Source organism: Nocardia sp. NPDC056952 (assembly GCF_042674185.1).
In the GTDB taxonomy this organism is placed as follows: domain Bacteria; phylum Actinomycetota; class Actinomycetes; order Mycobacteriales; family Mycobacteriaceae; genus Nocardia.
The window spans coordinates 1-12,362 of sequence record NZ_JBHURA010000014.1; the positions used below are offsets into that span (position 1 = coordinate 1).

The 12,362-nt window shown below is 69.6% G+C and carries 10 protein-coding genes; 3 read left to right on the forward strand and 7 right to left on the reverse strand.

All coding sequences use genetic code 11. From position 1 onward, the window contains the following. The 4 genes from ACFTS5_RS31155 to ACFTS5_RS31170 all read right to left on the reverse strand — a co-directional run. The coding region (locus tag ACFTS5_RS31155; RefSeq protein ID WP_378638112.1) for an FAD-binding oxidoreductase at nt 1-1,201 on the reverse strand (1,201 nt) is incomplete at its 3' end. A 127-nt stretch (nt 1,202-1,328) separates the two neighbouring features. Next, entirely contained in the window at nt 1,329-1,589 is a 261-nt protein-coding gene (locus tag ACFTS5_RS31160; protein WP_378638114.1) for an exodeoxyribonuclease VII small subunit, read from the reverse strand. Beyond that, nucleotides 1,586-2,872 carry an exodeoxyribonuclease VII large subunit gene (gene xseA / locus ACFTS5_RS31165; RefSeq protein WP_378638117.1) on the reverse strand — a complete coding sequence of 429 codons (1,287 nt, stop codon included), beginning with the start codon at nt 2,870-2,872 and terminating at the stop codon, nt 1,586-1,588. Before xseA ends, ACFTS5_RS31160 begins: the two co-directional genes overlap by 4 nt. A 183-nt stretch (nt 2,873-3,055) precedes the next feature. After that, a complete protein-coding gene (locus tag ACFTS5_RS31170; RefSeq protein WP_378638119.1) occupies nt 3,056-3,649 on the reverse strand; it encodes a lipid droplet-associated protein in 594 nt (197 codons plus the stop codon). A gap of 114 nt (nt 3,650-3,763) precedes the next feature. On the opposite strand from ACFTS5_RS31170, the gene ACFTS5_RS31175 reads away from it, so the two are divergent. Continuing rightward, nucleotides 3,764-4,783, forward strand: coding sequence for a 4-hydroxy-3-methylbut-2-enyl diphosphate reductase (locus ACFTS5_RS31175; RefSeq protein ID WP_378638122.1), 1,020 nt, complete (start codon nt 3,764-3,766; stop codon nt 4,781-4,783). A 60-nt stretch (nt 4,784-4,843) separates the two neighbouring features. Here ACFTS5_RS31175 and ACFTS5_RS31180 read toward each other — a convergent pair whose 3' ends face one another. Both ACFTS5_RS31180 and ACFTS5_RS31185 read right to left on the reverse strand, forming a co-directional pair. Next, nucleotides 4,844-5,689 (reverse strand): DUF6542 domain-containing protein, encoded by an 846-nt coding sequence (locus ACFTS5_RS31180; protein ID WP_378638123.1) that lies wholly within the window; start codon nt 5,687-5,689, stop codon nt 4,844-4,846. A gap of 51 nt (nt 5,690-5,740) precedes the next feature. Next, nucleotides 5,741-6,889, reverse strand: coding sequence for a DNA recombination protein RmuC (locus ACFTS5_RS31185; RefSeq protein WP_378638126.1), 1,149 nt, complete (start codon nt 6,887-6,889; stop codon nt 5,741-5,743). A gap of 182 nt (nt 6,890-7,071) precedes the next feature. On the opposite strand from ACFTS5_RS31185, the gene ACFTS5_RS31190 reads away from it, so the two are divergent. Both ACFTS5_RS31190 and ACFTS5_RS31195 read left to right on the forward strand, forming a co-directional pair. After that, complete coding sequence (locus tag ACFTS5_RS31190) at nt 7,072-8,259, forward strand: exonuclease SbcCD subunit D (RefSeq protein WP_378638128.1); 1,188 nt, start codon at nt 7,072-7,074, stop codon at nt 8,257-8,259. Nucleotides 8,260-8,305: 46 nt separating this feature from the next. Beyond that, on the forward strand, nt 8,306-11,641 hold the full coding sequence (locus ACFTS5_RS31195; protein WP_378638131.1) for an AAA family ATPase: 3,336 nt from the start codon (nt 8,306-8,308) through the stop codon (nt 11,639-11,641). A 33-nt stretch (nt 11,642-11,674) separates the two neighbouring features. On the opposite strand, the gene ACFTS5_RS31200 is transcribed toward ACFTS5_RS31195, so the two are convergent. Beyond that, nucleotides 11,675-12,328, reverse strand: coding sequence for a YitT family protein (locus ACFTS5_RS31200; RefSeq protein ID WP_378638134.1), 654 nt, complete (start codon nt 12,326-12,328; stop codon nt 11,675-11,677). Nucleotides 12,329-12,362 lie beyond the last annotated feature (34 nt).

The window sequence follows — 12,362 nt, forward strand, 5'->3', positions numbered from 1 at the left end:
GGGTGGTCGCCGCCAAGTGCTCCTGGCTCTCGTAGGCGAAGACCGGTGAGCCCTGACACGACAGACCGCCGTCGATCCGCTTCATCTCCACATGCAGCGGCCCCAACTCCGCGAATTCACGGTGGATGCCGACGATCGACTCGTACAGATCCCGCTGCGGGAACAGGGCCATCAGCCCGGTGAGCTCGCTGTTGTGCCGCTGGTAGCGCAGCATCGAATGGCCCCAGGTGAACTCGTAGAGGGGCGAACCGTAGCTGCCCTTGCCCTCGAGGCACCGGTACCGGATCCGGCCGCCGTTGTCCTGCACCAGATCCTCCACATTCGGCACCGACTGGACGGCGGCCATCAGCAGCACCATCGACTCGCCGTCGGGAATCAAGCCGGCGAGTTCGGGAAAGTACTGCGGGAGCGGATGCGCATGGGGCGAAACCACTTTCGTGAGCACACCGTCGCTGCGGCAGATGTCGACCGAGAAGCGGGCCGCCTGCGCGAAATCGGGGAACGAGACGACCAGTTCGTGCCACTCCCAGGCCGGGGCGAGCGGCAGTTCGACCTCGGTGATGATGCCGTTGGCGCCGTACGCGTGGTGCACGGTGTTCACATCGCGCCCGCGCAACTCGATCAGCCGGGGGTGTTCCTCGACCGTCATCACTTCCAGCGCGGTGATGTTGCCGGTATCGCGCAGGATGCCCCAGCGACAGCTGCCGATACCCGCGTGCCCACCCGCGATGTAGCCGCCGACAGTGGCCTGGTGCGCCGTCGAGGGATGCATCCGCAGCTCCCACCCGGACGGGCGGATCGCGGCGTCGATATCGGCCACGACGGTGCCCGCGAGCGCGCGCACCGTGGTCGGCGGGCGCCTGCCCGGTTCGCCGTGCCAGCCGATGACGCCGGCGAGGGCGGTGACATCGATCACCGCGCCACCGCGCAGCGGCACACCCTGACCGAACTGCCCGGAACCGGCCCCGCGCACGGTGATCGGGATGCGATGACGCGCGCAGGCGGCCACCGCGGTGCGCAGCTCGTCCTTGCCGCGCGGCGCGATGAAGATCTCGGCATTGCGCCCGCGCAACAGGTCTCGCAGGACCGGACTCTGCGCGAACCGGTCGCGGCTCTTGGTGCGCAGCTTGCGTGTGTCGGTGGAGAAGGTGATGGGACCCAGGTCGGCGCGCAGGCTCGTCAGCGAATCGGTGGGTGACATCGGCCGTACTCCGTCGTTCGAACTCTCCGTGCGTCGCGCGGAGGGCGATCCTTCGGCGGATCGGCCGAGCATCAGCGTGCCCGGCCGGTGTTTCGCGGCGGTAAAGGCGCGATGTCGGTGCGCGTACTCAGTCGGCGGTGTCGAGGTCGGCCCGGGACAGCGCGTCTTCCACGCGGCGGCGCGCACCGGCGAGATGCTGTTCGCAGCGGGTGGCCAGGGCTTCGCCGCGCTCCCACAGCACCAGCGAGTCGTCCAGGTCGAGGCCGCCCTGTTCGAGCATCTTCACCACGTTGATGAGCTCGTCGCGGGCGCGTTCGTAGCCGAAGGCCGCGATCTCGGCCAAGGTGTCTGCAGCGGTGTTCTCGGAACCGGCGTCGGCCACGGTCACGTCCTCTTCTCGTCGGTGGTCTCTGGCGTCAGTCGCTGGGTGCCCAGTGCCGCGGCGGTGACGGCTCCGTCGGCGACCCTGATGCGGAGCTGGCTGCCCGCGGGGGAGTCATCGATCGAACGCACGACATGCCGTTCGGGACCGGCGACGCGCTGCACGACAGCGTAACCACGGGCCAGGGTGGCGGCCGGACCCACCGCGGTCAGCTTCTCGCGCAGATGCAGGGTGGTCGTCGACTCGCTGCGCAGCAGCTGGTCGACAGTGCGTCTGGCGGCCGTGCGCAAGCGTTCCAGCTCGTCGTGACGGTGGTTCAGTTCGCGCAGGGGATCGGCGAGGACCGGGCGCGATCGCAACTGCGTGATGGTGTGTTCCTCGCGCTGGACCCAGCCGCGCAACGCGGCCGCCGAGCGCGCCCGCATCTCACGGACCCCGGCCAGTTCGGCGGCGGCATCGGGGACGATGCGTTTGGCGGCGTCGGTGGGGGTGGCCGCGCGCAGGTCGGCGACCAGGTCGAGCAGGGGATTATCGGGTTCGTGGCCGATGGCGCTCACGATCGGGGTGCGCGCGGCGGCGACCGCCCGGCACAGTGCTTCGTCGGAGAACGCGAGGAGATCTTCGACGCTGCCACCGCCGCGCGCCAGCACGATCACCTCGACCTCGGGGTCACGGTCGAGTTCGGTCAGCGCTTCGAGCATCTGCGGCACTGCGGTCGGACCCTGCACCGCAGTATTGCGGATAACGAATCGGACTGCGGGCCAGCGGTTCTGGGCCACGGACAGGACATCGCGTTCGGCCGCGCTCGCCCGTCCGGTGATCAGCCCGATCGTCGCGGGCAGGAACGGTAGCGGCCGCTTGAGCCTGGCATCGAACAGGCCCTCGGCCGTCAAGAGGGCTTTCAACCGCTCGATCCGCGCCAGGAGCTCACCGATGCCGACCGCGCGAATCTCGGTGACCCGCAACGAGACCGTGCCCCGGCCGGTGAAGAAGTGCAGCTTGCCGTAGACGACCACGCGGCTGCCCTCGGTGAGTGGCACCGGCAGCCTGCGCAACAGGTCGGGGTCGCAGGTCAGCGACAGCGACATGTCCACCGAGGCATCGCGCAGCACCAGGAACGCGGTGCGGGTGCCGGGGCGCAGATTGATCTGGGTGACCTGCCCCTCCACCCAGATACTGCCGAGCCGTTCGATCCACTGGGCGACCTTCACCGCGACCGAGCGCACCGGATACGGCTGCTCCGCCGAATTCGCCGGAGCGCCGGCCTGCGCGACGCCGTCCTGAGTCATAGGTCAGTTCTACGCGCGGCCACCGACACAACCAAAAAGCGGCCGCAACCCCGGTGCGCCGAAGGCGCGGATTGCGGCCGCCTCAATTCTGGACTGACGGAGAGAAGGAGCGAAGCGACTGAACGCAGGAGCGAAGAATCGAGGCCCACAGGGCCGCAATCCACGCGGCGCCAGCCGCCGATATCACTGCGCCTGGACCGTGGCGATGCGGTTGGTGAGCATCGTGACGAAGGGGGCGCGGGCGCGGGTCTGCTGTTCGAAGGCCAGCAGCTGCGCCAGCTCCTCGACGGTGAGCATCCGCAGCCGGGCGCGCAGCTGGGCCAGCGTCATCGCGGGGTAGTCGTAGCGGATCGCGACCTCGGGGGCGACGACCTCCTCCGCGGCGGGCTCCTCGGCGGGCTCGATGACCTCGTCCTCGGTCTCGAGCAGCAGCAGGGACGCGGGCACGACCTTGCCGTTGGTCTGCGGGGCCTCCGCCGCTTCGAACAGGTCGAAGCGGCTGGTGTGGCCGTTGGTGGCGGGCGCGGGTTCGAGGTCCTCGTCGAAGGTGGCCCACGCGGGCTGCTCGGCCGGAGCCGAACCCAGCCGCTCGAACACACCGTCACCCTTGAGCGCGAGGCTGGTGACGAACTGCTGCAGATGCATCGTGGTCTGCAGCACGCGACTGAGCGCGGTGATCGGGAAATTGACCGCGGCGACGGGCAGTCGCCGGGTCTCTTCTAAGGCGTAGACGGCGGCGCCGGCGGCCACCCTGGCCAGGAACGGAGGTCGAAACATGACTCCAGCCTGCCGCAAACCGGGTGTGATGCAAAGGTCCACACCCCTGTTGTGTGACTTTCGCCCCTTGATCCGACCTGATCGGGCCTGTCGCGCGCACGTAAGCTGTGGGACATGACCTCGGCAATCCCCTTGAACGTCGGTATCACGCGCTCCGCGGGCGCGAATGCTGCCGGTGGCAAGCGCGTGCTGCTGGCCGAGCCGCGCGGCTACTGCGCAGGCGTCGACCGCGCCGTCGAGACCGTGGAGAAGGCTCTCGAGAAACACGGCGCCCCGATCTATGTGCGCAAGGAGATCGTGCACAACCGCCACGTCGTGGAAACGCTACGTGAGCAGGGCGTGATCTTCGTCGACGAGACCGACGAGGTGCCCGAGGGCGCGCTGGTGGTGTTCTCCGCGCACGGTGTCGCGCCGATCGTGCACGAGACCGCCGCCGAACGGAACCTGCGCACCATCGACGCCACCTGTCCGCTGGTCACCAAGGTGCACCAGGAAGCCAAGCGGTTCGCCCGCGACGACTTCGACATCCTGCTGATCGGCCACGAAGGCCATGAGGAAGTCGAGGGCACCGCCGGTGAGGCGCCCGAGCACGTGCAGCTGGTCGACGGGCCCGACTCGGTGGACAAGGTGACCGTGCGCGACCCGTCGAAGGTGATCTGGCTGTCGCAGACCACGCTCTCGGTCGACGAGACCATGGAGACCGTCGAGCGGCTGCGCGAACGTTTCCCGACGTTGCAGGACCCGCCCAGCGACGACATCTGCTACGCCACGTCCAACCGGCAGACCGCGGTCAAGGCGATGGCGCCCGAATGCGATCTGGTGGTCGTGGTCGGTTCGCGCAATTCGTCGAACTCGGTGCGACTGGTCGAGGTGGCGCTCGGCGCCGGCGCGAAGGCGGCGTATCTGGTCGACTACGCGCGTGAGGTGGATCTGGCCTGGCTCGACGGGGTGCGGACCATCGGCATCACCTCGGGCGCGTCGGTGCCGGAGATCCTGGTGACCGGGGTCCTCGACCTGCTGGCCGAACACGGTTTCGGTGAGGTCCAGCCGGTGACCACGGCCAACGAGACGCTGGTGTTCTCCCTGCCTCGTGAGCTCCGCCCCGCCCGCCGGGACGCACCTTCGCAGAGCTGACCCGCCTGAGCTGAACAAAGAAAATCCCCGCCGGCTGAGCTCGGCGGGGATTCTTCGTTCTCAGACGTTGTCGGGGCGACGTCGTTCCGTGCGGGCGGAGTCGGCGCGGTCTCGATAGCGCACGTTCGGCTGTGGATGCGGGGGTGCGTCGCCACGGCGGCGGGGGACCCTGGCCGGTTCGGGTTCGCGCGGTGCGGCGGCCGCGCGGGCGGCGCGGGGTTCACCGCGGGCGGCGCGAGGCTCGCGGGGCCGGGCGGCGGCGGGAGCCCGTTTCGGTTCGGCGGGCCTGGCGGGCCGGCGAGCCGGGCTCGCCATGTCGACCTCGGTATCGGCTTCGTCCAGTACCGCGGTGCCGCGGCGCGGCCGCTTGCGGGCGGCGGTGGCGAGGTCGGGCGTCGGCTCCGGGCGACGGCGCTTGACCGGCTTGCGTTCGGTCCGGCGCTCCGGGGTGGGGCGAGCGGTCTGGGGTGCGCGCTTGGCGATCGCGATCCTGGCTCCGCCGATCGCCAGCACCAGCACGGTGGCCAGCGCCATCGTCGGGAAGCGCTCCACCAGCGGGATGATCAGGTTCATCAGCACGTCTTTGATCGACGTGGTGGCGCGTCCACCCAGCATCTGGCAGGCCAGGGGCACCGCGACGAACAGCAGCAGCGGCGGCATCACCATGGTGGAGAACAGGCCGCGGAAGCGCACCGCGCAGACAGCGAGCACGCAGCCGAGCACATACAGCGCCGAGAACGTGCCGGTCGGATAGGTCTCGCCGCCGAGTCCGTCGATCAGGAACCCGAGACCTGTCGCACCCGCGGCGAGCAGAATCGCGGCCCAGGCGGGGATGCCGGGTACCGAGGGCACGATCGAACGTTGCGGCGCGGGCACCCGGGGTCGCGCACGTTGGGAAGCAGCCACACTATGACACTAACTGCACATCGGCCCTGTGGGCGCCACGGCACGGGGATCTCAGACGCGATCCTCGACGTCGGCGAACGCGACGACGCGTGGTCGGGTCTCGGTGAGCCGGATTGCCGGGAGCTCCTGATCGGCGATGCCGAGATCGTGCATCCGGCGCGCGGTGACCATGACCCGCGACTCCACCGAACCCACGGTCGCGTTGAAAGCCGCTACGGCCTTACCGAGATTCACGCCCAGATTGTCCAGATGCTCGGCGACCTTGCCCAACCGGGTGTAGAGCTCCTTGCCCAGTTGCTGCACCGTTGCCATATCGCGCGAGAGCGCTTCCTGCCGCCAGCTGAACGCCACCGTCCGCAGCAGCGCGATCAGTGTAGTGGGGGTTGCCAGGATCACGTTCCGGCCGAACGCGTACTCCAGGAGGTCGGCGTCGGTGGTGAGCGCGGCATCGAGGAACGGGTCGCCGGGCACGAACAGCACGACGAACTCGGGTGCCGGATCGAAGGCCGCCCAGTACGCCTTGTCGGCCAGTTGGTCGACGTGGGCGCGCAGGTGTTTGGCGTGGCGAGCCAGCAATTGGGTGCGTGCGCCGGGGTCGTCGGTGGTCGCCGCGTCGAGATACGCCGAGAACGGCACCTTCGCGTCGACGACGATGTGCCTGCCGCCGGCCAGCCGCACCACCATGTCGGGCCGGACCACGCCCCGATCGTCGCCGCCGGGCCGGGATACCTGGGTATCGAAGTCGCAGTGCCGGGTCATGCCGGCCAGTTCGACCACGCGTTCCAGCTGGATCTCGCCCCACCGACCGCGCACCTGCGGCGCCCGCAGCGCGGCGACCAGCTGGCCGGTCTGATCGGAGAGCCGATGCGAGGTGCGTTGCATGCCCGCGACCTGCTCGCGCAATCCCGAGTACGCGTCGATCCGATGGTGTTCGACCTGCCGGATCTGCTGTTCCAACGCGCCGACCGCGTCGCGCAGCGGATCGACCATCGCGCCGATCGCGGCCGAATGCCTGCGCGCCGCATCCTCGTTGGCCGAGTGCAGCGACTGCTGCAGCAACCGTTGATTGTCGCCGGCCGCGGCGAGCCGGGCCTCCGCGGCGGCGGCGCGTTGGCCACCCCGGGCGGAATGCCCCAGCCAGCCGAGACCGAAGCCTGCGGCGAAGACGAAGACGAGCGCGACGAGCATCGAAGCGGTCATGGGAGGCGATACTGCCCGAGGCCACCGACAAGTTCGCAATTCCCGGGCAAACCGGGCATGGCGGCGGCGGATCGCTCGGGACATCCCGGCGGTGTGCGCCGCTGCGCGCGCCACGCCGATGAATTACACGCGTGTGGTGCGTCGATTGAATTCTGTCGGGGGTGTGCCCTACGGTTCGCGACATGCGGATCCTGCACACCTCCGACTGGCACATCGGGCGCACCTTTCACGGTGTCGACCTGCTGGCCGATCAGGCACGGGTGCTGTCGGCCGTCGCGGAGCTGGTCGCGGCCGAATCGGTCGATGTGGTGGTGGTGCCCGGCGACATCTACGACCGCTCCATCCCCAACGCCGATGCCATCGGGGTCTGCAATCGTGGATTCGAGGCGATCCGGGCGGCGGGCGCGACGATCGTCGCCACCTCGGGCAATCACGACTCGCCCGCCAGGCTCGGTGCGGGCGCGAGCTTCGCCGCGGCCGGTGGCTTGCATCTGTGCACGCGGGTCGCCGACGCGCACCGGCCGATCGTGCTGTCCGATGACGACGGCGACGTGGCCTTCTACGGCATCCCGTATCTGGAACCGGAGATCACCCGGACCGAACTCGGTGTGCCCCAGGCGCACTCGCACACGGAGATCCTCGATGCCGCGATGAGCCGGATTCGTGACGACATCGCCGCCCGGTCCGGCACCCGCACGGTGGTGCTGGCGCACGCGTTCGTGATCGGCGGCGAGGCGACGGGTTCGGAACGGTCCATTTCGGTGGGTGGCGTGGAGACGGTGTCGATGTCGGCCTTCGACGGCATCGACTATGTGGCGCTCGGGCACCTGCATTCGCCGCAGACGCTCTCGGAATCGGTGCGCTACAGCGGATCCCCGCTGCCGTATTCGTTCGGTGAGAGCTCCCATCGCAAGGCGGTCTGGATCGTCGACCTCGACGCGAAGGGTCTGGCGGCGGTGCACCGCCACGAGCTGCCGCTGGTGCGCGGGCTCAGCAGGCTCACCGGCACCATCGATTCCCTGCTCACCGGCGCTGAATACGCTGCGGCCGAAGAGCATTACGTGTCCGCCACGATCACCGACACCACCCGTCCGGTGGATCCGATGCGTAAGCTGCGCGAGCGGTTCCCGCACGCGGTGCACGTGGAATGGGCACGACCGGAAGGTAATCCGGAGTTGCACTACCGCGAGCGGGTGCACGGTCGTCGCGACACGGAGGTCGCGGCGAGCTTCCTGACCGACGTGCGTGGCACACCGAGCAAGGGGGAGATGGCATGGGTGGAGCGGGCGCTGGCCGCGGCGGTTCGCGAAACCGATTCGGGCCGAGGCGAATCCGCCCAGGAGTCCGTGGCATCGGAGCTGACTGCGTGAGCTCCCACGCCGGGTTCGCGGCGGCGCTCGTCGCCGGGGTCGTCGCGTGAGGCTGCACCGGCTCGAACTCACCGCGTTCGGACCGTTCGCCGAGACCACCGTCGTCGATTTCGACGCACTCGGCGCCGACGGGCTGTTCCTGCTCCACGGACATACGGGTGCGGGCAAGACGACCATCCTCGACGCCATCGCCTTCGCCCTCTACGGCAAGGTGCCGGGGGCGCGCGGCGAGAGCAAGCGTCTGCACTCCGACCACGCCGATCCGCAGACACCGCCGAGTGTCGTGCTAGAGGCCACGCTCGGCGGCCGCCTGCTGCGCCTGACCCGCTCGCCCGAATTCGAGCGCCCGAAGAAGAACGGCACCGGAACCCGGCTGCTGCAACCCCAGGCCACGCTCACCTGGCTCGACGGCAGCGGTGAGAACCTCTCGCGCATCACCGATATCGGCGACGAGGTGCTGCGTCTGCTCGGTATGAGCGCCGACCAGTTCTTCCAGGTGGTGCTGCTCCCGCAGGGCGACTTCGCCAAATTCCTGCGAGCGGAGAACGAGGACCGCGAGAAACTGCTCGAAAAGCTCTTCGACACCCAACGTTTCGGTACTGCCGAGAAATGGTTGTCGGATCGGCGACGCGCGGCCGAAAGCGATCTCACCTCACGCCAACAGGGCATCGACCGCCTGATCACCAAGGTCGGCATGGCGGCGGGTTACGGCGGCGCGGAATCGATCGGCATCAAGGATTCGGTGACGTGGTCTCAGGAACTGCTGGCCACCGCGCGTACCGCCCTCGCCGAGGCGACCACGAATGCCGAACTGCGCCAGAAAGAATCGGCTGAGGCCCGCACCGAAGCCGAAGAGCAACGCCGCGTCACCGAGCTGCGCACCCGGATGGCCGCGGCCCGCACCGAACTGGATGCCTACACCGCCTCCGCTCCTCGCCGCGCCGAACTCGAACGCGAACTCGACCGAGCTCGCCGGGCTGAACCCGTCGTCCAGGCCATCGACGAGGCTCGCTCCGGGGTCCGTGGCCTGCGTCGCTCGGAAGCCGCCACCCGCGGCGCCGCAGCTGATCTGGCCGACCGTCTGAATGCATCGGCGGCGGCCGATATCGCGGGTGTGGGGCTGCTGACCGTCGTGGCGGCCGAGCCGAACACCGATGGCGGCGTCGTGGACGTCCATGGTGATCTCGATGCGGCGATCAGCCAGTGGAACGCGCTGCTCGGTGTGCTCGGTGAGGTGCGCGCGGATGCGGTGATCGCACGCAGGCTCACCGACGATCTCGCCGCTCACGAGAGCGAATCCGCCCAGCTCACGCGGCGTGCGGCGGAGTTGGCGCAGCGGCGGGTCGAACTGCCGGCACTGATCGGTTCTGCTCAGGAACAGCTCCGCGAGGCCACCGACGCGGCCGCCGCGCTGCCCGGAATTCGCAACGAGCTGGCCAAGTGGCAGGACTCGGCGGCCGCCGCTGTCGAGATCGCCCGCCGCCGACCGGCCTTGGACGCAGCGCGCGGTGAACACGACACGGCCTGGCGCGCCCACCTCGACGCCAGGGAGCGTGTCCTCGACCTGCGCACCCGCCGCCTGGCCGGCATGGCCGCCGAACTCGCGGGCGCGCTCACCGAGGGCGCGCCGTGCACGGTCTGCGGGTCCGCCGATCACCCGGAGCCCGCGCAGCCCACCGACGGCGCGGTGCCCAAGGACGCCGAGGACGCCGCGCAGGCGGCCGAACAGGCCGCGGAGGCCGCGCGGGATCGCCTCGCCGAACGCATCAGCGCCATCGAACGCGAGATCGAGGCGCTGACCGCGCGTGGCGGCGACGCCGACCCTGTCGCCCTCGCCGACGCGGTCCGCACCGCCACCCACCGCTTCGACGACACGGCCGAAGCCGCTGAACGCGCCCCCGCTCTGACTGGTCGCCTCGAGGCCCTGCGCACCGAGGAAGCTGCCCTGCACGAGCAGTCCCGCGACTTGGACGCCCGCCTCGGCACCAGCACGGCCAACATCGCGGCCACCCGCACGCGCCTCGAAGAACTCACCACCCGCTTGCGTGCCGCCGCGGGCGCCGACACCACCGTCGACGCCCGCACCACCCGCCTCGAATCCCTCATCAGCGCCGCCACCACCCTCCGCACCGCCCGTACCGAGGAAGCCACCGCCCGCGACGCTGTCCGCACCATCGCCACCCGCGTGGAAAACCTCGCCCGTACAGCAGGTCTCGTCCCGGAGGGATACGAGGAGAGTGCGCAGCGAGAGGCACACGAATCGACGAGCCGTACCGCAGGCCGAACTGCGGACGAAGATGCCGATGCCGACGCTGAGACGGCCCCTGCCGCCGAGCTCGGCGCTGAGGAGAAGGCGAGCGCGGGCCGCGCGCGAGCGATCCGTGACGAGCCCGAAATACCCAGCCTGTTCGATCTTTTCGATGACGAGCCCCTCGACGAGGAGCAAGTCGACCACGAGCCGGTCCATGATGTCCCGGTGGTCGAACCAGCACGGCCGCGCGACGACATCGCCCTGCTGACTGCCTACGCCCAGGTCGTCACTGCCGTCGCGCGGACGGCGCAGCAGCAGGCCGCGATCGAAGCCGAACTCACTGCCGCGGACCGGGCCCGCGCCCATGCCGAGACGGTGCTCGCCGAGCCTGGGATCCAGGCGGTCGCCGAGCAGACGCCGGGCGACCCGAACGCGCTCGAGCAGCGTTTCACCGAAGCGCAGAGTGCGCTCACCGCGGCGGTGGCGGACCGGTCGGCGGCCACCGAGCGGGTCGCCCAGCTCGAGCAGCTGGGGGCGCAGCTGTGGGGTGAGGTCGAGCGGATCGCGCCCGAGCAGCGTGTCTTCGACGAGCTGGCGGCCCTGGCGGAAGTGGTCGCGGGCCGGGGCGAGAACAACCGGCGAATGTCGTTGCGCTCCTATGTTCTCGCGGCGCGGCTCGAAGAGGTCGCGGTCGCTGGATCACTGCGTCTGCGGCGGATGTCGGGTGGCCGTTACGAATTCGTCCACTCGGACAAGGCGGGCCCACGGGGCAGGCGCGGCGGCCTCGGGCTCGATGTCCGCGACGACTACACCGGCGCGATCCGTTCGGCGAAAACGCTCTCCGGCGGCGAAACCTTCATGGCCTCACTGGCATTGGCGCTCGGTCTGGCCGATGTGGTCGCCGCCGAAACCGGCGGGCTGGTCCTGGACACCCTGTTCATCGACGAAGGCTTCGGCAGCCTCGACGCCGACACCCTCGACGCCGTCATGGGTGTCCTCGACGAACTGCGGGCGAACGGCCGCGTGGTGGGCGTCGTCAGCCACGTAGACGAAATGCGCCAGCGCATCCCCAGTCGCCTCCACGTGGTGCGCGGCCGGGCAGGATCGCGACTGGAAGCCACCGTCGCCTAGTCCGCCCGGCGATGCCGTCACCCGCGTCCGCTGTCAGCACGGCGCGGCGGGAGCCTGCGGACGCTCCACCGATGGCGCCGCTTCCTGACGGGCGAGCGGCGTGAATCCGGGAAGCTTGCCGTCGACGAACGGGATCATCAGCTGGACCAGCGGGCCGATTCCGAAGGCATAGACCAGCGTGCCGATTCCCACGCTGCCGCCGAGGAACCACCCGGTGGTCAGCACCGAGACCTCGATCCCGGTGCGAACCGACCACACCGGCCAGCCGGTCCGCGCGACCAGTCCAGTCATCAGTCCATCGCGCGGACCTGGACCCATCCCCGCACCGATGTAGAGCACTGTCGCCGCCGCGTTCACCACCACCGCGGCGACCATGGCCAGCACCCGCAGCCACACGCCGTCCACGGCGGGGATCATCCACAATCCGGCGTCGACCGCGATCGCGATCACCACCACGTTGCTGACGGTCCCCAGCCCCGGCCGCTGCCGCAGCGGAATCCACGCGAGCAGCACAGCGATCCCGGTCAGCGCGGTCACCACACCGAAACTCAACGGCACGTGCGCGGCGACCCCTTGGTGGAACACGTCCCACGGGTCGAGCCCGAGTCCTGCTCGGATCATCACTGCCATCGAGGTGCCGTACAACCACAAACCGACGTACAGCGCGACCAATCGACGAGTGAGCATAGGTAACAGAATCCGGCCTACTGGACCTGGAAAA

Bases quoted from the DNA above. Each gene is read 5' to 3' on its own strand.
- ACFTS5_RS31175 (WP_378638122.1), top strand. From the start codon at position 3,764: ATGACCTCGGCAATCCCCTTGAACGTCGGTATCACGCGCTCCGCGGGC.
- ACFTS5_RS31190 (WP_378638128.1), top strand. From the start codon at position 7,072: ATGCGGATCCTGCACACCTCCGACTGGCACATCGGGCGCACCTTTCAC.
- ACFTS5_RS31170 (WP_378638119.1), bottom strand. From the start codon at position 3,649: ATGTTTCGACCTCCGTTCCTGGCCAGGGTGGCCGCCGGCGCCGCCGTC.
- ACFTS5_RS31200 (WP_378638134.1), bottom strand. From the start codon at position 12,328: ATGCTCACTCGTCGATTGGTCGCGCTGTACGTCGGTTTGTGGTTGTAC.
- ACFTS5_RS31185 (WP_378638126.1), bottom strand. From the start codon at position 6,889: ATGACCGCTTCGATGCTCGTCGCGCTCGTCTTCGTCTTCGCCGCAGGC.
- xseA (WP_378638117.1), bottom strand. From the start codon at position 2,872: ATGACTCAGGACGGCGTCGCGCAGGCCGGCGCTCCGGCGAATTCGGCG.